This is a genomic window from Jannaschia sp. S6380 (assembly GCF_023015695.1).
Classification (GTDB): domain Bacteria; phylum Pseudomonadota; class Alphaproteobacteria; order Rhodobacterales; family Rhodobacteraceae; genus Jannaschia.
In genome coordinates, this window is sequence record NZ_JALKAS010000001.1 from 2,228,320 (window position 1) to 2,248,518 (window position 20,199).

Annotated in this window: 18 protein-coding genes; 8 read left to right on the forward strand and 10 right to left on the reverse strand. The window is 68.7% G+C overall.

The window, feature by feature from the left end; all coding sequences use genetic code 11:
- Positions 1–428 precede the first annotated feature (428 nt).
- Positions 429–701: a metal-sensitive transcriptional regulator gene (locus tag MWU52_RS11570; protein ID WP_246952178.1), complete on the reverse strand. Its 273-nt coding sequence runs from the start codon at positions 699–701 to the stop codon at positions 429–431.
- Between the two features lie 160 nt (positions 702–861).
- Here MWU52_RS11570 and MWU52_RS11575 point away from each other — a divergent pair, with 160 nt between their 5' ends.
- From MWU52_RS11575 to MWU52_RS11605, 7 genes are all read left to right on the forward strand, one after another.
- Positions 862–1,017, forward strand: coding sequence for a hypothetical protein (locus MWU52_RS11575; protein WP_246952180.1), 156 nt, complete (start codon positions 862–864; stop codon positions 1,015–1,017).
- Between the two features lie 63 nt (positions 1,018–1,080).
- A complete protein-coding gene (locus tag MWU52_RS11580) occupies positions 1,081–1,869 on the forward strand; it encodes a MauE/DoxX family redox-associated membrane protein (RefSeq protein ID WP_246952182.1) in 789 nt (262 codons plus the stop codon).
- Positions 1,870–2,363: 494 nt separating this feature from the next.
- A complete protein-coding gene (locus tag MWU52_RS11585) occupies positions 2,364–3,200 on the forward strand; it encodes a MurR/RpiR family transcriptional regulator (RefSeq protein ID WP_246952184.1) in 837 nt (278 codons plus the stop codon).
- A gap of 27 nt (positions 3,201–3,227) precedes the next feature.
- Positions 3,228–4,349 (forward strand): ABC transporter substrate-binding protein, encoded by a 1,122-nt coding sequence (locus MWU52_RS11590; RefSeq protein ID WP_246952186.1) that lies wholly within the window; start codon positions 3,228–3,230, stop codon positions 4,347–4,349.
- A gap of 73 nt (positions 4,350–4,422) precedes the next feature.
- On the forward strand, positions 4,423–6,168 hold the full coding sequence (locus tag MWU52_RS11595) for an iron ABC transporter permease (protein WP_246952188.1): 1,746 nt from the start codon (positions 4,423–4,425) through the stop codon (positions 6,166–6,168).
- A gap of 9 nt (positions 6,169–6,177) precedes the next feature.
- Positions 6,178–7,236, forward strand: a complete 1,059-nt coding sequence (locus MWU52_RS11600; RefSeq protein ID WP_246952190.1) for an ABC transporter ATP-binding protein — start codon at positions 6,178–6,180, stop codon at positions 7,234–7,236.
- Complete coding sequence (locus MWU52_RS11605; protein ID WP_246952191.1) at positions 7,236–7,835, forward strand: histidine phosphatase family protein; 600 nt, start codon at positions 7,236–7,238, stop codon at positions 7,833–7,835. Before MWU52_RS11600 ends, MWU52_RS11605 begins: the two co-directional genes overlap by 1 nt.
- 18 nt (positions 7,836–7,853) lie before the next feature.
- Here the strand turns inward: MWU52_RS11605 and MWU52_RS11610 are convergent, their stop codons facing one another.
- The gene (locus tag MWU52_RS11610) at positions 7,854–8,639 is read right to left on the reverse strand and encodes an SDR family oxidoreductase (RefSeq protein ID WP_246952193.1); all 786 of its coding nucleotides are present in this window, start codon (positions 8,637–8,639) and stop codon (positions 7,854–7,856) included.
- Positions 8,640–8,747: 108 nt separating this feature from the next.
- On the opposite strand from MWU52_RS11610, the gene MWU52_RS18105 reads away from it, so the two are divergent.
- On the forward strand, positions 8,748–9,350 hold the full coding sequence (locus MWU52_RS18105; protein WP_246952195.1) for a TetR/AcrR family transcriptional regulator: 603 nt from the start codon (positions 8,748–8,750) through the stop codon (positions 9,348–9,350).
- 29 nt (positions 9,351–9,379) lie between these two features.
- Here MWU52_RS18105 and MWU52_RS11620 read toward each other — a convergent pair whose 3' ends face one another.
- The 8 genes from MWU52_RS11620 to MWU52_RS11655 all read right to left on the reverse strand — a co-directional run bounded on the left by MWU52_RS11620 (position 9,380) and on the right by MWU52_RS11655 (position 20,144).
- Entirely contained in the window at positions 9,380–10,348 is a 969-nt protein-coding gene (locus tag MWU52_RS11620; protein ID WP_246952197.1) for a threonine dehydratase, read from the reverse strand.
- Positions 10,349–10,403: 55 nt separating this feature from the next.
- Complete coding sequence (locus MWU52_RS11625) at positions 10,404–11,714, reverse strand: TRAP transporter large permease (RefSeq protein ID WP_246952199.1); 1,311 nt, start codon at positions 11,712–11,714, stop codon at positions 10,404–10,406.
- Complete coding sequence (locus MWU52_RS11630; RefSeq protein WP_246952200.1) at positions 11,711–12,274, reverse strand: TRAP transporter small permease; 564 nt, start codon at positions 12,272–12,274, stop codon at positions 11,711–11,713. The genes MWU52_RS11625 and MWU52_RS11630 overlap by 4 nt, the downstream gene beginning before the upstream one ends.
- 65 nt (positions 12,275–12,339) lie before the next feature.
- Positions 12,340–13,368 (reverse strand): TRAP transporter substrate-binding protein, encoded by a 1,029-nt coding sequence (locus MWU52_RS11635; RefSeq protein WP_246952203.1) that lies wholly within the window; start codon positions 13,366–13,368, stop codon positions 12,340–12,342.
- Positions 13,369–13,491: 123 nt separating this feature from the next.
- On the reverse strand, positions 13,492–15,552 hold the full coding sequence (locus tag MWU52_RS11640) for a hypothetical protein (protein ID WP_246952205.1): 2,061 nt from the start codon (positions 15,550–15,552) through the stop codon (positions 13,492–13,494).
- A gap of 1 nt (position 15,553) precedes the next feature.
- Positions 15,554–18,253: a DUF4159 domain-containing protein gene (locus tag MWU52_RS11645; protein WP_246952207.1), complete on the reverse strand. Its 2,700-nt coding sequence runs from the start codon at positions 18,251–18,253 to the stop codon at positions 15,554–15,556.
- Entirely contained in the window at positions 18,250–19,137 is an 888-nt protein-coding gene (locus MWU52_RS11650) for a DUF58 domain-containing protein (protein ID WP_246952209.1), read from the reverse strand. Before MWU52_RS11650 ends, MWU52_RS11645 begins: the two co-directional genes overlap by 4 nt.
- Positions 19,138–19,142: 5 nt before the next feature.
- Positions 19,143–20,144, reverse strand: coding sequence for a MoxR family ATPase (locus MWU52_RS11655; RefSeq protein WP_246952211.1), 1,002 nt, complete (start codon positions 20,142–20,144; stop codon positions 19,143–19,145).
- Positions 20,145–20,199: the final 55 nt, after the last annotated feature.

Sequence of the window (20,199 nt, forward strand, 5' to 3'; positions counted from 1 at the left end):
GCAACGCCCTTGTCTGGCCACGGGGGGGGCGATGGTCGCGGTCGAATGCAACGCGCCCGCCCCATCCGCGCCAGGCGCTCGGCCGAGCCGGCCCCGTGGATCTTCAGTCACGGCTGCGCCCCTGGATGAACGCGCGTGACACCGACGCCGATCCGGTCGGCGTGCCGGACGACACCTGCGCGGGTCAGACGCCGATCGATCAGGTTCGACAGGATGCCAAGCAGGGGCCGCGCCCGTCCAGTCCGCCGGGACCGACGCCACCTGTTCCGCCATGGAATTTATCGCTTCGGCACTCGTGACGTCCCGCGCGTCGGACTATCCGATGCCGATCACGTCCCCGCACCGAGGTGGTTGGTACCGTTCCGCTTCCGGGTCGACGTGGGGCTTGCCGCGATGCGGCGGCAGGGGCACGCGCTGGCCTGAAATACCTACCGGGACGCCTTCTGTAATAGCCCGATCAGCTCGTCGAACTTGGCGCGTTGTTCTTCGGGGTCTCCGCTCGCAATCGCGGACTCGACACAATGCTCGGCGTGGTTCTCCAGAACGAGCCTTTCGACGCCGAGTACGGCGGATCGTATCGCGGCCGTCTGCGCCAGGATGTCCATGCAGTAACGGTCGCTTTCGACCATCTTGGCGACACCGCGCACCTGTCCTTCGAGCCGTGACAGGCGATCCAGCGCCCTTTGCTTGTTGGCCTTCATGCGGCGGCACTCCTTTTTCGCGAAACCTTCGGGTGACATCTTGGCTATATACCCTATGCGGGTATATTGAAGTGACGGCAATGGCACAGCAGAACGACGCTACAATGGTCTTCAAAGCGCAGGTCATCACAGTGGCAGCGGCCAAGGCCGGTTCTTTGCGATGATCGGCGCCTCGACCTTGGTGATGCATGGCCCGATCCATCTCGATACCTACGCGCAGGACCACGTCCTTTTCTTGCAGACGCGGGCCCGGATGTCGCTCCACATGGGCGGCGTGCTGACGATCATCCAGGCGCGGCGAGATCGCGGAGATTGAAGCAGTCGGCGATGCAGCCCCCGGCACAGCCCGAACCGAACCCTGAGACGAAAGAGACCCATCATGCCCAAGGACACCCGAGACGTCGCCGATGTGACAACGGATCCCGCCACCGCCGCGACCGGCAAGACGGCCGTCCTCTACCGCATGGCCCTCCCGAACCATCTGTGCCCATCGGGCCAAAAGGCGCGCTGGCTCTTGAACCGCGAGGGCTTCGAGGTCGACGACCGCCTGTTCCGAGACCGCTCGGAGGTCGATGCATTCAAGAAGGAACACGACGTCTCCACGACGCCGCAGGTCTGGATCGAGGGCGAGCGGGTCGGTGGCTACGATGCCCTGCGCGCGCGTCTTACCGACCACGACCCGAACGCTAAGACCTACAGACCGGTGATCTACCTCTTCGCCGTGGCCGCCGCGACCGCGCTCACGCTGTCCATCGGTTTTCTCGGCGCCGTCACATGGCAGACGCTCGGGTGGTTCATCTCAGTCGCGATGATCCTGCTGGGGATGCAGAAGCTCCGCGATATCGAAGGCTTTACCACGATGTTCCTCAACTACGACCTGCTGGCGCGGAAATGGGTGCCCTATGCCTATATTTATCCCTGGGTCGAGACCGGGGCGGGCATTCTGATGACGGGCATGCTGCTGACCTGGCTTGCCGCCCCCGCGGCGCTCTTCATCGCCACGGTCGGCGCGATCAGCGTGTTCAAGGCGGTCTATGTCGACAGGCGAGAGCTGAAATGCGCCTGTGTGGGCGGCAACTCGAACGTGCCGCTCGGCTTCGTGAGCCTGACCGAGAACCTGATGATGATGGGGATGGCCATCGTCATGCTGATACTGATTGTCGTTTAAAGGGAGTGGCGGCAAACAGGGTTGCCGGTGACGGTGCGCGCGAAATGCGGCACGTCATATATCTCGACGAAGTTGCGGGAGCCGTCGCCTTCTACGCTGAGTATTCCGGTGTCCGCCCGCCACTTTCAGGGGCTATGTCGACCGCCAATCGATTGTGTACAAAACCGTCAGTCTGACGATCCTGCGGCACGACTAGAGATGGTTCCTGGCAAGGGACGTTGACGCGTTGCACAAGCGGAGAACAGGCAGCGCCGGCGAACGCGTAGCGGGCTACGCGTCGCGGAACGTATCACGGGCCGGCTCGCGACCTGCGCTTGTCACTCCACCTGAGAGTTCTCCTGCGCCGGCGCTGGTCCGGAAAGGCGTGGCCTATCCGGTGGTCGTGTAAGTCATGCCTCGGCTCCGTGAGGTCGCCTGAACTATGCCCTTAGGCAAGATAACTTGCATCTAAATGCCATACATGAAAGTATGCTTGCAGTTATTCCCGAGCCATCATGTCCCTCCTGCAGAAAATTTCCGGCCAGGCCCCGACCCTGACGCCCAGCGAGCGGCGACTGGTGGAGAACGTGATCGAGAGCCCCACGGCCGCGGCCCTTGGCACCGCGGGCGAACTGGCGCGCGCCGTGGGCGTACACGAGGCGACCGCGTCGCGACTGGCGAAGAAGCTGGGCTACGACAGCTATGCCGCCTTCCGCGACGCGCTGCGCGACGAGTTCATCGCCACGCGCGAGACCGCGACGCGGTTCGAGAAGACTATTGCGGAAGCCGGGTCCGACACGGTTCTCGGCAAGCTCGCGCGCGACGAGATGCAGGCCCTCGGCCGGATCGAGGAATTCATCACCCCCGACCGGATCACCGAAATCGCGGCCCTCCTGATGCGCGCCAACCGCATCTTCATCTACGGCTACGGCAATGCCGAGGTTCTCGCCCTGATGATGGTCAAACGGTTCCGACGCTTCGGCAAGGACGTCCAGCAACTCGACACCGACCCGAGGGGGTTGGCCGAACAGATGCTCGGCCTCGCGGCGGGCGACGTCGTGCTCAGCTTCGCCTTCCGCCGACCGCCGCGCGGCTATGCCGCCCTGATAGAGACGGCGCGCGAAATCGGTGCCGAAACGATCATCGTATCGGGCAAATCGGGCGCGCTTCTTTCGCCGCCCCCCGATCACATCCTGACCGCGCCCCGCTCCGGCGACCAGGATGCGTTCCAGACCCTGACCGTGCCGATGACGGTGTGCAACGCGCTCGTCATCGCCGCCGGCCTCACCGCGAAGGACGAGTCGCTCAAGAAACTCGACCGCCTGGGGCAATTGATCGAGCGCTTCGACTAGGAAAACGAGGATTCAAGGGAGGATCACATGACGTCCCGCAACGCAACGCGCCTCGGCGCGATCGGTATTCTGTTGTCTTCGGCCGCGCTGGCCGATGGCCATCTGGATGAAATGGGGCCGGAGGAGTTGCTGCCGCTGGCGCAGGAGGAAGGGACCGTGACGGTCTATTCCTTCACCAGCCGCATCGGCCGCGTGGAGACGGCCTTCGAGGAGGCCTATCCCGGCATCGACCTGCAGGGCTTCGACATCTCGTCGACCGAACAGATCGCCCGGCTTCGGGCCGAGGCGCAGGCCGGCGTGACCAACGCGGATGTCGTTTATACCTCGGACACGCCGGTTGTCCTGGGCGAGCTCCTGGAGACCGGCATTGTCAGGCCCTATGTTCCGCCGCGCGTCGCCGAGCGCGTGCCGCAGAACTACCGCGAACCCCTTCTCGCGCAACGCCTGTCCACCAAGGTCCTGATGTATAACGAGGAGGCCCATCCCGACGGCGCCCCCGTCACCAACCTGTGGCAATTGACGACGGAGGATTGGCGCGGGCGCGTCGTGATGGTCGATCCGCTGCAGCGGGGCGACTACCTCGACCTGATGACCGAGATCGTGCTGCGCGCCGACGAGATGGCCGGGGCCTACGAGGCGCAGTTCGGCAAGGCGCTCGCGCTGGATGGCGCGACCAATGCGGGCGAGCAATTCATCGTGGACCTGTTCGCCAACAACGTGATCCTGGTCGGGTCCACCGATGACGTGAACGTGGCCGTCGGCGCGACGGGGCAGGAGGCCCCGCCCGTGGGCTTCACCAGCTATTCCGACCGCTGCGACAACGAGGACGAGGGCTGGGCCCTGCAGGTCGCCAACGAAGTGGAGCCCGCGCCGGGCATCATCTTCCCCGCCGTTTTGGCCCTGGCGGCCGAACCCAACAACCCCGCCGCCGCGCGGCTCGTCATCGACTTCCTGATGGGCGACGAGAGCGAGACCGGCGGCCCCGGCCTCGCGCCCTTCTACGTCGCCGGGGACTACGTGACGCGGACGGACATTCCGCCGCATCCCGATGCGGTCCCGCTCGACACGTTCAACGCCTGGCGGATCGCACCGGCCGAGACGGCGACGATCCGGGCCGAGATCGGCGACCTGATCCTGACCCTGCAATAGCGGATCCCGCACCGGGGATGGCATTGGGTCCGCCCCCGTGCCGTTCTCGACCCACTGAACAGGGGTGATCTCGATGGCCAATGCTGCCGCGCGCCGACAGGGCCGCCGGGTGATCTTCCGGCAGGGCACCATTCTCAAGGCGGGCGTCCTGGCGATCCTGATCGCACTGATCGTCCTGCCGCTCCTGCGCACGGTGCTGTTCACGCTGCAGCCCGACACCATCCGCGCGTGGTCGGACGTGCTCACGGGGCGGCTTTCGACGAACCTGTTCTACAAGCCCCTGGGCAACACCCTGCTGATCGGCGTGGTGGTATCGACGGGCTGCGTGTTGCTGGGCGGGTTCCTCGCCTGGCTCGTGGTGATGACCAATGTGCCCTATCGCCGGATCATCGGCGTGATGGCCACCCTGCCCTTCATGATCCCGTCCTTCGCCGCCGCCCTGGCCTGGGGCGCGCTGTTCCGCAACGACCGCGTGGGAGGACAGGTCGGCTGGCTGCAGGGACAGGGACTCGACATCCCGGATTGGCTGGCCTGGGGCCTGGTACCGACGCTGATCGTGCTGACGCTGCACTATTTCAGCCTGGCCTTCACCATCATCGCCGCGGCGCTGGCCACCGTGAACTCCGATTTGGTCGAGGCGGCGCAGATCGCGGGCGTCAGGGGGCGGCGCATCCTGCTGGGCATTATCCTGCCGGTGACGATGCCCGCCCTGGTGGCCGCCGGATCGCTCTGCTTCGCGGGCGCGGTCTCGAATTTCGCCACGCCGGCGCTGCTGGGATTGCCGGTGCGGATGCAGACGCTGTCGACCCGTCTGTTCGGCATGATCGAGGTGGGACAGGTCGGGCGCGGCTACGTCATCGGCATCCTGCTGGTGCTGATCTCGGGGGCCTTTCTGTGGGCGGGCAACCGCATCGTCTCGGGGCGTCGCTCCTATGCCACGATTACGGGGAAGGGCGGGCGGGCCAAACGCTTCGACCTGCGCGGCGCACGCTGGCCGCTTTTCGGCGCGGCGATGGCCGTGCTGCTCGCTTCGACCGTGGTGCCGGTCATCGTACTGACCGCGTCCAGCCTCGCGCCCTCCTCGGCCAACCTCTTTTCGGGCTGGACCCTGCACTACTGGACCGGGCGGAGCGACCCGTCCTTCGCGCAGGGCATTCCCGGCATCGCTCATAACGAGGATATCGTGCGCGCGCTGACGGTCACGCTGGCACTCGGGCTCTGCGTGGCCATTACCGGCATGATCGTGGGGCTGCTTGCGTCCTACACAACGGCGCGGTTCCGCGAGGGCTGGATGTCGGCGGCCATCACGCAGATCAGCTTCCTGCCGCTCTTGGTGCCGGGCATCGCGTTCGGCGCGGCCTATATCGCCTATCTCGGGGCGCCCATCGGGCCGTTCCCCGCACTCTACGGCACCTTCGCGCTCCTGGTGATCGCGGGCACGGCCTACCTGCTGCCGTTCTCGGTCCAGACCGGGCGGGCCGTCATCCAGCAGGTCGGCGGCGAGCTGGAGGAGAGCGCGCGCATCACCGGGGCGGGCTTCGTGCGCAGGCTGGCCGCGATCACCGTGCCGCTTGCGATCCGCGGATTGACGGCAGGCGGCATCCTGATTTTCGTCAAGATCATCCGCGACCTGTCGTTGGTCGTGCTGCTCTTCACGCCGACGATGCCGGTCCTGTCGGTGCTGGCGTATCGCTATGCCTCCGAAGGGTTCGGCCAGTTCGCCAACGCGATCACGGTGGTGATCCTGTTCCTCTCGCTCGCCGCCACGCTGATCGCCAACCGCCTGCAATCGAAATCCCAGCCCTGGCTGCAAAACTGAAGGGACCCCATGCTTGAAATCCGACACCTCACCAAGCGTTTCGGCGATTTCGCGGCGGTCCGCGATGTCTCGATTTCGGTGCCCGGCGGCGCGTTCCTCGTCCTGCTGGGCCCCTCGGGCTGCGGCAAGACCACACTTCTCCGGATGCTGGCGGGACTGGAGTTGCCCAGCGAAGGGCAGATCGTGTTCGACGGTCAGACCGTGTCGGACGGCGACCGCGACTGGTCCGTCGATCCGGCCCGGCGCAATTCGGGGCTGGTGTTCCAGTCTTACGCGCTCTGGCCGCACATGTCGGTGCGCGGCAATGTCGAATGGCCGCTCAAGGTCATGCGGATGCCGAAGGCCAGGCGCGCCTCGCGCGTCGCCGAGGTCCTGAAGCTCCTCGATATCGACCGGCTGGCCACCCGATACCCCAACGAGATCTCGGGCGGGCAGCAGCAGCGCGTGGCCATCGCCCGGACCATCGCGCCCGAGCCGTCGGTCCTGCTGTTCGACGAGCCGCTGTCGAACCTGGATGCCAAGCTGCGGGTCGAGATGCGGACGGAACTCATGCGGCTGCACCGTGCGACGGGGGCGACGACGGTCTACGTCACCCACGACCAGATCGAGGCGATGACCATGGCCACCCATGTCGCCGTCATGAACGAGGGCCGCGTGCAACAGTTCGGCGCCCCCGCCGATCTGGTCGAGCGGCCGGAGACGGCCTTCGTCGCCACCTTCGTCGGCACGCCGCCGGGCAACATGGTTCCGGTCGTCAAGAACGGCACGGGCTACAGGGTCGGCGGGCAGCACATGCCGCTGACCCCACCCGCGGACGACTGCATGGCGATGTACCGCGCGGAAACCATGACGGTCGGTTCCGAGGAAGCCGAGACCACGCTGCCCATGGAACTGGTCGAGACGAGCGTCATCGCCGGGCGCACCATGGTCACCGGTCTTCGCGACGGCCTGCGGCTGACGGCCGTCGTCGATGACCCGCTCGCGGCCCGGATCGGGGAAACGGTCCAGTTCTGCCTGCCGGCCCGACCCGACGGCTGGTTCGGCCCCGACGGCGAGAGGATCGGCTGATGCGCCTGCTGCTGGTTCGTCACGGACAATCGGAATGGAACGCCGCACGGCGCCTGCAGGGCCAGGCCGACATCGCCCTGTCGCGCCTGGGTGCCGCACAGGCGGATGCCCTGCGCCCCGTGATCGCCGAGATCGCGCCCTGCCGCACCGTCTCCTCCGACCTGGAGCGGGTCCACGAAACCGCCCGTCGCATCGGCGCGACGGCGCCGCGCCTGACCCGCGACTTGCGCGAGATCGACGTGGGCGACTGGACGGGTCGCGCCATCGACGACATCCGGGCCGAGGACGAGGACGCCTATCAGGGCTGGCGGGCCGGCACCGCCGCGCCCCCGGGCGGCGAGAACTGGACGGCCTTCGTCGACCGGGTGTCCGGCGTGATCGAGCGAGAGCGCCGCGTTCCATGCCGAAACCTGCTCGTGGTCTGCCATGGCGGCGTGATCCGGGCGATCCTGCAACGGTATCTCGGGCTCGACCCCGCGCATATCATTCCGGTGGCCCCCGCGAGCCTCAGTGCATTGCGCCTCGGGAACGGCAAGCCCCCGCGGCTGGAATTGTTCAACCACCTGCCCCGTGGCCTGGAATTCGGCGCACCGGACTAGAGGTCGCTCAGCCTGCCGTCAGCCGGTTTTTTCGCCGAAGTCGCGCGCCATCTTCAGCACGCGGCGACGCGGCAGGAACGGCACCATCCAGTTCAGCATGAACCGCAAGCGGCGGTCGCTGATGACCAGCAGCTCTCCTCGCGTCATGGCGTCGTATCCGATCCGCGCGACATCCGAGGCCTGCGCGACGCCCTGTTGCACGCCCTTCATGTCCGCCATGTCGGCGCGCTCGAAGAATTCGGTGGCGACCGCACCCGGCGCCAGCACCGTGACGGTGACACCGGCGTCGGCCACCTCCTCGGCGATGGCTTGGCTGAAGGAATTCACGAACGCCTTGGAGGCGTGGTAGGTCGCCTGCAGCGGCCCGGGGATCATGCCGGCGGTGGAGCCCACGTTCAGGATGCGCCCCGCGCCGCGCGCCACCATGTCGGGCAGCACCAGCCGCGTCAGCGTCATCAGCGATTTCACGTTGAGTTCGACGATGGAAAGCGCGCGGTTGAGGTCCAGCTCGTGGAACGCACCGTGATGGCTGAAGCCGGCATTGTTGATCAGGACGTCCACCGGCAGCCCGGCAGCCCGCACCCGCGCGTGAAGCTCACGCGTCCCCTCCACGCTGCCTAAGTCGGCCGCGAAGACATGCGCCGTGATTCCGTGGGCCTGTTCGAGTTCGGCCTTCAACTCCCGCAACACGTCCTCGCAGCGGGCGACGAGAATGACGTCGCCACCCCGCGCGGCGTGAATGCGGGCCAGCTCCTTGCCGATCCCGGCGGAGGCACCCGTGATAAGGGCGGCTTCGCGTGCCATGACGTTCTCCTTGCCTCTATGTCGTCGACTGCTTACTCAAGTCGACGTCCGCTTACATATGCAGAACATTCAAGTCAACGACTGCTTACTAAATGAGTTGGAGGGTTCGTGACCCGACCAGAAACCGCCAATAGGCCGCGTCCCCGCGATGCCGAGGCCACCCGTGCGGCCATCCTCGATGCCGCACAGCGGCTTTTCACGCAGCGCGGGTACGACGGTGTCGGTACGCGCGAGATTGCGTCCCTCGCCGGGTGCAACGTCGCCCTGGTCAGCCGCTATTTCGGCCCGAAATCCGATCTGTTCCGCGCGGCCCTGAAGGGGTGCGTCGATTTCGACCCGCTGCTCGCGCTACCCCGCGAGCGCTTCGCCGAGGCGCTCGCGGATCATATCCTGGCCAAGCGCAAATCGCCTGATGCGGCCGATCCCATGTTCGCCGCCCTGCGTTCGTCGACCTCGCCCGATGCGACGCGAATCGTGCGCGAGGAACTCAGCGATCGGCTGACACGGTTGCTGACCGACTATCTGGCAGGAGAGCCCGCCGCCGAGGAAAAGGCCGCGCTTCTGCTCGGTCTGATGGCCGGGATGGACGTGGGCCGTCATCTGATCGGCAATCCGGCGCTGCAACCGAACCGCGACGACGATCTGCGCCCCCGGCTGGTGGCGGCGATCCGGGCCGTCTTGCAGGACGGGCCGGAGGGGCCCGGCGGTTGAGCGGTGCACCCGTTCGCCGCGGGCCGTTCTCAGGCCGCCGGAACCCCACCCCGAAGGACCGTGGCCATGCGCCCCGCGTCGATGTTGCCGCCGCACAGGATCACGGCGACATTCCGGCCCGACATGGCGTCCCGCTCCTGCATCAAGCCGGCCAGCGGGGCCGCGCCCGCGCCCTCCGCCGCGTTGTGCGTTGCGGTCCAGTAAAGGCGGATCGCCTCCGCCACCTCCGCATCCGACACCGATATGATCCGCGCGGCGCCCTTGGAATAGATGTCGAAGGCGGCCTGCACCGGCATCCGAACGGCCATCCCGTCGGCGAAGGTGTCCGCCGAATTGGTCTCGACCAGGTGCCCGGCTTCGACCGACAACTTGGCGCACATCGCGTTCTCGGACACGACGCCCACGATCTCGGCCCGGTGGTCCAGCGCATCCCGCGCGGCGATGCAGCCGCAGATGCCCGAGCCGCAGCCGATGGGCACATACAGCACCTCGATCTCCGGATGCGCCGACAGAAGTTCCCCGCCATAGGTCGCCACGCCGCGCACCAACTCGCGGTGGAAGGGCGGCACGATGGTCAGCCCCTCCGCTTCGGCCACGCGGAACGCCTCCTCCCGCGCGACGTCGAAATCGGCGCCATGCACCCGCAGGTCGGCCCCCCAGGCCTTCATCGCCGCGTTCTTCTCGGGCGAGTTGCCCTCGGGCACGTAGACCACGGCCCGCAGGCCGGCCGCCACCGCCGCGCGCGCCTGGCTCTGGCCGTGATTGCCGCGCGTGGCCGTGACGATGCCGGGGCTTTCGGGATGGGACCGGCGCAGCCAGTCGATGAAGGTCACGCCGCCCCGCACCTTGAAGGCGCCGGTGGGCAGGTGGTTCTCGTGTTTCACGATCACCCGCGCGCCGGTGGCGGCATCCAGCAGGGGCCAGTTCAGTTGCGGCGAAGCGGGCACCGTCCGGTGCACCAGGTCCGCCGCCGCGGCGAGTTCATTCAGGTCGAACATCCCATCTTCCTCTGGCCGGAAATACCTCGGGGGTGCGGGGGCTGGCCCCCGCGCGTCATATCAGGAACAGCGTGATCGCCGGAAACGCCACCAGGATCGCCACGCGCACGATGTCGGAGCCGACGAAGAACATCACCGCGCGATAGGTCTGCAGCATCGGGGTGCCCCGATCCATCGCGTTGATGACGAACAGGTTCATGCCCACCGGCGGCGTGATCAGCCCGACCTCGACCACGATCAGGACGAGGATGCCGAACCAGATCGCCACATGCTCCGCCGACATGCCGAAATCGAGCGCCGAGATGACGGGAAAGAAGATCGGGACCGTCAGGAGGATCATCGACAGCGAGTCCATCAGGCAGCCGAAGATCAGGTAGAAGACGAGGATCACGACCAGCACGGTGATCGGCGCGAAGCCTTGGCCCACGACCCATTGCGACATCTCCTGCGGAACCTGGGTCAGGGCGAGGAAGCCGTTGTAGATCGCGGCCCCCAGCACGATGAAGAAGATCATCGCCGAGGATTTCGCGGTGACGAGGAAGCTCTCGATCAGGGTCCGGCCGTTCAGCCCCCCGTTCAGGAGCGCGATCAGCCCGGTGCCGAGCGCGCCGACTGCGGCCCCCTCGGTGGGCGTGAAGATGCCGCCATAGATGCCGCCCACGACCGCGACGAAGACCAGCAGCACCGGCCAGACCGCCGCCAGCAGACGGAAGCGTTCGCCCATCGGGATCGCATCGCGCGTGCCCGCCGCTCCGGGGTTCAGCCGCACATAGACCGAGATCGCGATGACATAGCCGAGTGCCGCCAGAAGCCCCGGCAGGAAGGCCGCGAGGAACAGCTTGGCGATGTTCTGTTCGGTCAGGATGGCATAGATCACCAGCACGACCGAAGGCGGAATCAGGATGCCCAGCGTCCCCCCCGCCGCCAGCGTCGCGGTCGAGAAGCCGCCGTCATAGCCGTAGCGCCGCAATTCCGGCAGGGCCACGCGGCCCATGGTGGCGGCGGTGGCCAGCGACGAGCCGCAGATCGCGCCGAACCCCGCGCAGGCGCCGATGGCCGCCATCGCGACCCCCCCGCGCCGGTGGCCCAGGAACCCTTCGGCCGCGCGGAACAGGGCCTGGCTCATGCCGCCCAGCGTCGCGAAATGCCCCATCAGGAGGAACATCGGCACGATGGAAAGGGAGTAGGAGGAGAAGGTCGAATAGGTCTCGTTTTTCAACCGCGACAGCGCGACGAGGTTGCCGCCCGTCACGAGGTACAGGCCGACAATCCCCGTCAGGAACATCGCCAGCCCGATCGGCACGCGCAGGAAGATCAGGATCAGCAGCGCCGGGAAGCTGGTCAGGCCGATTTCGAGGTTGGTCAATGCGACGCCCCCCCGGGCGCGAGGATCGGCGCGCCGGTGACCAGCTCCACGATCCGCACGAGCGCGACATAGACCGCGACCAGCGCCGCCACGACCGCGCCCGACAGCGCCGCCGCATAGGCCCACCAGATCGGGAACTGGATCAGGTAGGTCGTCTCGCCATAGGCCATCTTGGCCTGCGTCCCCTGGCCCAGCTGCCAGGCGATCAGCACCATGACCGCCGCGAACAGCGCCGACCAGAGAACGGCCAGCACGCGGTTCGCCCGCACACCCAGGGCGTTCGTGAAGATGTCGACCGAGGCATGCCCGTCACGCAGCTGCGTGATCGGCAGGAAGGCGAAGATGGTGAAGGCCATCCCTGCCTCGACCAGCTCGAAATCGCCGTTGATCGGCCCAATTCCCGTGGCTTCGGCCACGCCGCCCAGGCCCGCGGAGTGCAGCCAACCGTTCAGGAACCGGCCCAGGACGGACAGGCAAGTCATCACGATCAGCGCGGTCAGGACCAGACCGCCGAGGATCGCCATGACCCGCGCGAGCGCCTCGATGATGCGGCTCAGCATGTGCCCGTCCCCCATGCGACGGGGCCGCGCGACATCCGCGCGGCCCCCCGCTTCGCCTTATGACGTCAGCCCTCGTAGGCGTCCATCAGTTCGCGGGCCTGGTCGATCAGGGCCTGCCCGTCGATGCCCTTGCCGTCCATCTCGGCGACCCAGGCGTCATAGACGGGCTGCGCCGCGTCGACCCATTCCTGCGCCTCCTCCTCGGTCAGCGTCAGGATGGTGTTGCCCGCATCCACCGCCAGTTGGCGCGACGGCCCGTCGGCGGCCGCCTGGGTGGACCCGGCGAAGACCGAGAACTCCAGCCCCGAATTGTCGTCGATCACCTGTTTCAGATCGTCGGGCAGGCTCTCGTACTTCGCCTTGTTCATCGCCAGAACGAAGGTCACCGTGTAAAGCATGTTGCCGTCGAACTCGGTGTGGTAGGTCACCAGTTCCGGCACCTTCAGCGCCTCGGTCACCTCCCACGGCATGGTGGTCGCATCGATGACCCCCTTCGATAGTGCCTCGGGCACCGCCGGGATCGGCATGCCGACCGGCGTGGCGCCCAGCGTCTCCAGAAGCTGGTTCACCATGCGCGACGCACCGCGGACCTTGACGCCCTGCAGGTCGGCCGGCGTGCGGATCTCTTTGTCGGCATGGATCAGGCCCTGGCCGTGGACCCAGGCGCCCAGCAGGTGGACGTTCGAGAACTCCTCCTGCATCTCGGACTCGTACATCTGCCAATAGGCACTGCTGGCGGCGCCGGCATCGGACACCATGAACGGCAGTTCAAACACCTCGGTGCGCGGATAGCGGCCGGGGGTGTAGCCGACGACGGTCCAGACCACGTCGGCCACGCCGTCGATCGCCTGATCCATCAGTTCCGGGGGCGTGCCGCCCAGCTGCATCGACGGGAAGCGCTCTACCGAGATGCGGCCCTCGCTCGCCTCCTCGACATTGTCGGCCCAGACGTCGAGGATCTGGACCGGCACGTTGGCCTGCGCGGGCAGGAACTGGTGCAGCTTCAGCGTCACCTCCTGCGCAAGCACGGGCAGCGCGGCCAGGCCGAGCGCGGCGCCGCCCAGAAGTCCGGTCAGCATACGGCGGTTCATCATTGTGTTCATCCTCCCTGAACGAATGTCGCGGGGACGACTCCCCCCGTCCTCCGCCCGCGACATCAGCATGAAAACCGGATCATTGCAAAAACAAAACCGTCCAAGCGGTCGAATATATGGGCCTCAGCGCCGGCCTTCGCGCAGCCAGGCGCAGGTCGCGAACCCCGCCGCCAGAAGCAGGAACAGCCAGGCCGGCACCAGCGACAGGATGCGGATATCGGCGGTCAGATAGGCGTCGCGCGGCGTCCAGCCGATCCAGCCGCGCCCGGCGGCGCGCCGCCCCTCGCGCACGGAGCGCAGGTCGGGCGCGCCGTCCTCGACGGCGATGGCGCCACCCTCCCGCGCGTCGATCGCATCGGTCAGGACGGCGTCGGTGGCGATCGTCTCCACGAATTCGCGGGGTGCGGCGGGGCCGAGGCCGATCACCGTGCTGCGCTCGCCCTCCGTCAGTCGGTAAAGTCCCTGCTCCGCCCCATCAAGGCGTCCGACGAAGCGGCCGGGCGCCTCCTCCTCCAGCGTCAGTTGGCTCTCGGTCCCGTCCGGCGCCGTGACCGTCACCGCGCCTGGCGCGTCGCCCAGCGTGCGACGGGTCACCGTGATCTCCTGCCCAAGCGCGGTCGCGGTCAGGGCCTCCTCCTCCAGCTCGGGCTCCTGCATCAGCCAGTGGGCCAGACGGCGCAGAAGCTCGGCCTGCGGCCCACCGCCCTCGAACCCGCGATCCCAGAGCCAGGCGTGATCCGATCCCAGCAACGCGACGCGCCCCGCCTTGACCCGGTTGAGGATCAGGAGCGGTTCCGCATCGGCGCCGTCCATGACGGTCTGCGTGTCGGGCAGGGTCTCGACCTGCACCTGACGGAACCAGCGGCCCCAGGGCGCGCCGTCCTCGCCGTAATCGTCGGGCAGGCCCTCGGTCACCGGATGCTTGGCCCCAAGGTCCGAGATCGCGGGCAGAAACCCCTCGTCAAGCACGATGGCCGTGGGCCGCGCGGGCAGGATCGGCGCCAGCGGCGAACGATAGATGCTGTCGGCGGACGCGAAATCGGGCCCCGCCGCGACCAGCAGCGCGCCGCCCTGTTCGACGTATTGGCGGACATTGTCGAGGTAGATCGACGGCAGGATGCCGCGCCGCTGGTAGCGGTCGAAGATGATCAGGTCGAACTCGTCGATCTTGTCGGAGAAGAGCTCGCGCGTCGGAAAGGCGATCAGGCTCAGCTCCGTCACGGGAACGCCATCCTGCTTGCCCGGCGGCCGCAGGATGGTGAAATGGACGAGGTCGACCGCCGAATCCGCCTTGAGCAGGTTGCGCCAGGTCCGCTGCCCCGGATGCGGCTCTCCCGAGACCAGAAGCACGCGCAGGCGGTCGCGCACGCCGTTGATCTGGACGATCGCGGCATTGTTGCGGTCGGTCAGCTCGCCCTCGGCCTCCGGCACGCGGAACTCGATCACGTTGCGGCCGCCATGCGGCAGGACCACGGGCAGTTGCAGATCCTCGCCCACCGGGATGCGATAGGCACGTGGCTGGCCGCCATCGATGGCCAGGACGATATCGGCGGTGTCGGCGATTCCGTCGGGTACGTCGCCCTGATCCTCGATCCGCAGGGTGATCGTGAATTCCTCGTCGAGGATCGCGAAGCTGGGCGCGTTCGACACGATCAGGCGCCGGTCCCAGTCGGTGTCGCGCCCGGTCCGCAACAGATGCAGCGGCGCCGGCAGATCGGGCGCGGCACCCGCGTCATGCACCCGCCCGTCCGAGATGACGACGGCCCCGGCGACACGGTCGCGCGGCACCTCGGCCAGCATCTCCGACAGGGCGGCCATGACCAGCGTTCCCTCGTCGCCCTCGCCGTCGACCACGCGCGCGACGCGGGTGTCGAGCCCATCGGCCCGCGCCTCGTCCAACAGGTCGGCCAGGGCGGCCTCGGTCTGGTCGCGGCGGTCGGAGAGGCCCTGGCTCGCGCTCTCGTCCACCGCGATCAGCAGGATGTCGGACAGTGGCTCCCGATCCTCGGTCTGCAGGCTCGGGTCCAGCAACGCCGCGGCCAGCACGCCCACGCCCAGCGCGCGCAGCCACCAGCCCGGCAGGCCCCGGAACGCCGCCAGGAGGCAGGCCAGCAGCGCGATGGCGACCAGCCCCGCGATCAGGGGCCATGGCAGCATCGGGTCGAGGATGATCTGGCGCGTCATGTCAGTTCCCCAGCCGGTCGAGCAGGGCGGGCACGTGCACCTGGTCGGATTTGTAGTTGCCCGACAGGACGTGCATCACAAGGTTCACGCCGAAGCGATAGGCGATCTCGCGCTGCTGTTCGCCGGCATAGCCGCGGCCCACGGGCAGGAGCGCGCGGCCGCCCTGATCGACGGCCCAGGCGGCAGCCCAGTCGTTGGCGCCGATCACCACAGGCGTCACGCCGTCGTTCAGGTTGCGGAAGGGCATGCCCTCCACCGCCTCCTCGGGCGGGGCGGCCTCGATCCAGACGTCGCGCGAATTGTAGCGGCCCGGGTAATCCTGAAGCAGATAGAAGGCGCGCGTCATGACGTGATCGTCGGGCAGCGGCTCCAGCGGCGGGATATCGAGCGGCGCGGCCAGATCGCGCAGGCGCTGCGAGGCGGGCGAGGAGGAGCCGAAGCCGCCCAGATCGGCGTCGCGGGTGTCGAACACGATCATGCCGCCGCCGCGAAGGTAGCGGTTCAGGCGCGCATAGGCCTCGTCCGACGGCGTCGGCTGCGCCTCGGTCACGGGCCAGTAGAGGAGCGGATAGAAGGCCAGCTCGTCCGTTTCCAGATCGACGCCGCGCGGCGCCTCCGGCTCGACCGAGGTGCGCTGTGTCAGGACGGTGGACAGCCCGCGAAGCCCGGCCTCGGATACCTCGTCGAGGGAAGGATCACCGGTGCGGACATAGGCCAGCGCGACCTCGGACGGGACGCCGGCATTGCCGTCCTGCGCGCGCGCCTCGGGCGGCGTCGACAGGAGCATCAGGCCCGCCAGCATCGCGACCGCCCCCCGCCGCAGCCGTCCGCCCAACCAGAGCGACGCGATCGCATCGAGCGTCAGCAGCAACAGCGCCGCCGCCAGCAGCCAGGGCGTCAGGTTCGTCTCGGCCTCGCGCGTCAGCCCCTCAATCGCGGTGCCGGCGGGCCAGGTCGCGGTGGCCAGCGTGGCGCCGGAGGCGAGGACGTTGACGGCCAGGCTCTGCCCCGGCCCCTCGTAGACGCCCGGCGGCAGGTCGGGGGACGGCACCGGGTCGACGATGCTCTCGCCTGGAATGCCGGCCAAAGTGCCCGCGTCGCGCGCCGTGCCGAACCCGTCGAGGACGACGCGCGGCACCCAGGTCGTGCCCTCCAGCGCCTCGGCCGAAAGCGCCGCGGGACGGGTGGAGACGGCCAGCCGTTCCAGCATCTGCACGAACAGGCCCGAAAGCGGCAGGTTCGACCATTCGGCATTGGCGGTCACATGGAACAGCACGACCTGCCCCTGCCCCACCGGCTTGCGCGTCACCAGCGGCGTGCCGTCGGCCAGCGCGGCCAGCGTGCGGTCGGCCAGCGTCGGGTCGGGCTGCGCGACGATCTGGCTGGTCACCGAAACCTCGCCGGTGACGTCGAGGCCGAAGAAGGGCGACGCCTCGTCGAACGGGCGCAATATCTTGGGTTCCCCCCAGGACAGCGCGCCCCCCACCGTGCGCCCACCCGAGCGCAGGCGGACCGGCATCAGCGGATCTTCCTCCGCACGCGAGATGTCGGAGGCGGCGAGGCGCGGTCCGGCGAAGCGCAAAAGGAGTCCCCCGCCGTCGACCCATTCGGTGACGTCCTGCGTCTCGGCCGGGGACAGGCGGGCGACGTCGGCCATGACCAGAACGTCCGGGTTCGCCGGCAGGAGCGTGGCCAGATCGCCCTCGATCAGATCGGCCGTCGGCTCCAGCGCGCGGCGCAGGTAGTAGAGCGGCGAGAGCAGGTCCTGCGACTCATCTTCGGCCTGCGTCAGGAGCGCGACCTCGCGCCGGGCGAGGCTGTCGTCAGTCAGGCTGATCGCGCCGGCGCTCCGCTCGCCCGCGATCTCGAACCGGGCGACGCGGTTGCGCAGCTCGGGCGGCAGGGACAGCTGCACCTCCGCCGCGTCCGCGCCGGCCTCGAACGTTGCGGTGGCGACGCCAAGCTGTGTCAGCGCGCCGTTCGGGCCGGGGCCGATGGCGCGCAGGTCGACGCCGCGCGCGGTCGTGTCTCCGGCGCGGACGGCCCGTAGGGTGATCAGTCCGTCCGCATAGGTCGCGGGCGTCAGGCCCAGAACGGGGCGCGTGCTTTCGATCACGCGGGCGGGCAGGGCATCGCGCCCGTCGCGGGCCAGGCCGTCGGAGACCCAGACGACCTCCGCCCCGTCCAGATCCAGCTCGGACAGTCCGGCATAGTCCGGCGCCCAGGCGCGCGGTGTGACGGAAGGCAGACGCTCCACCCAGGCGGCGGCAGATTGCCACGGGATCTCGTCGGGCAGCGGGTCGGTCAGGGGCAGCACGGCGGCCAGACGCCCGGCGCGGGCGGCATCGCGCAGCATCTGTTCCACCTTGGCGGTGCGCGCGGGCCAGTCGCGGGCAGAAGCCCAGCTCGCATCCATCACGATGAGCAGCGGGCCGGCGCCGGTGCCCGCCTGACGCGGGTTCAGGACCGGCCCGGCGAACCCCACGATCACCGCCGCGAGCGCCAGCATCCGCAGCGCCAGGAGCCACCATGGCGTCGTCGCGGTCTGGCTTTCGTCGTCCTTCAGGCCGAGCAGCAGCACGATGCCCGGAAACCGCCGCCGGATCGGTGCGGGCGGCACCGCGCGCAGCAGCCACCACAGGATCGGCAGCAGCAACAGCCCCAACAGCAGGAGCGGCGCGGTGAAGGCCAGCGCGCTCACCGTCCGCGTTCCAGCACGGTGTAGAGCGACAGGAGCGCCGCCTCGGCCGATGCATCGGTATGGTGCAGATGGAACCGCCAGCCGGTTCGGGCGCACAGGTCGCGCAGCGCCGCGCGCCGCGTCGCCAGCCGGTCGAGGTAGTCCTCGCGCAGGCGCCCGGCCTTCAGCGTCTCGAACCGGACGGCGCCGGACATGCTCTCGAACACGGTGCGGCCGTCATAGGGGAACGCCTCCTCCTCGGGGTCGAGGATCTGGACCAGCACGCCGCGCACGCCCCGGTCGGCGGCGGCGGTCAGCGCCTCGGCCACCGGCTCAGGCGGGCCCAGGAAGTCCGACAGAAACACCGCGCGCGATCCCATCGGCATCACCCGGGGACGCGGCGCGCCGTAATCGGGCACCTCGCCCCCCTCCATCAGCGCGTCGGCCATGCGGATCAACTGCGCACGCCCGCCGCGCGGCGGCTCGGGCAGCGCGGCGAGGCCGGTCCGCTCGCCGGCCTTCACGGCCAGCACGGCAAGCGCCAGCGCCAACGTCTGCGCCCGGCGCAGCTTGGACGGGCGTCCGGCGGCGGCGAAGGACATCGATGCCGCGTCGTCGACCCACAGCATCAGTGTCTGCGCCGCCTGCCACTCGGTCTCGCGCACGTAGTGCGCGTCGCCGCGCGCCGATTGCCGCCAGTCGATGGCGCGGCGCGCATCGCCCGGCTGCGCCGACCGGAACTGCCAGAATGCGTCGCCGGGACCGGCCCGCTTGCGGCCATGTTCGCCGAGAAGGATCGTCGCGGCCAGCCGCTCGGCCGACATCAGAAGGCCCGGCAGCCCGGCGGCGATGCCCTCGGACCGGGCGCGCAGGGTCGCCGGCGTATGGAGCGTCTCGCCCGCCAAACCGTCTAGGCCGCCCGTTCGACGCGGGTGACGCGGGCCGTGACCTCGTCGATCACCTCGTCCAGCACGACCCCCTCGGCGCGCGCGGCGAAGGACAGCGCCATGCGGTGCCCCAGAACGGGCCGCGCGAGGCGGGACACGTCGGAGGCGTCGGGCGCCAGCCGTCCCTCCAACAGGGCCTGGGCGCGCGCCAGCAACATCAGCGCCTGCGCGGCGCGGGGTCCGGGGCCCCAGGCGACGTGACGGCGCACGGCATCCGGCGCGTCCGTCCCATCCGGCCGGCAGGCCCGCACCAGGTCGAGGATCAGGTCCACCACGCTGTCGCCCACCGGCATCCGCCGCACAACACCCTGCGCGGCGATCAGGGCGGCGGGATCGAAGACCGCCAGCGCTTCGGCCTCGGTCGCGCCGGTGGTGGCCAGCACGATGTCGCGTTCGGTGTCGCGGTCGGGATAGGCCACGTCGATCTTGACGAGGAACCGGTCCAGCTGCGCCTCGGGCAGGGGATAGGTCCCCTCCTGCTCGATCGGATTCTGCGTGGCCAGCACGTGGAACGGGGCGGGCAGCCTGCGGGTCTGGCCGGCCACGGTCACCTCGCGCTCCTGCATGGCCTGCAGAAGCGCCGATTGGGTGCGGGGACTGGCGCGGTTGATCTCGTCGGCCATCAGCAGCTGGGCGAAGATCGGCCCCTCGATATAGCGGAACGCGCGGCTGCCATCGGGGCCGGTCTCCAGCACTTCGGAGCCCAGGATGTCGGCGGGCATCAGATCGGGCGTGAACTGGATGCGGCTGCCCTGCAGGCCCATCACCGTGGCCAGCGTCTCGACCAGCCGCGTCTTGCCAAGACCGGGCAGACCCATCAGCAGTGCGTGCCCCCCCGACAGCATCGCCGCCAGCGAAAGCTCCACCACGCGGTCCTGGCCGATGATGCGGGTGGCGACGGCCTGCCGCGCCTCGCCCAGCCTGAGGCCCAGGCTCTCGATTTCGGCTAGAAGATCATCGGCCATTGCATTGCTCCCGCCCGGGTTGTCTGTTGATCTTAGGTATGGCTGACGGATCGGG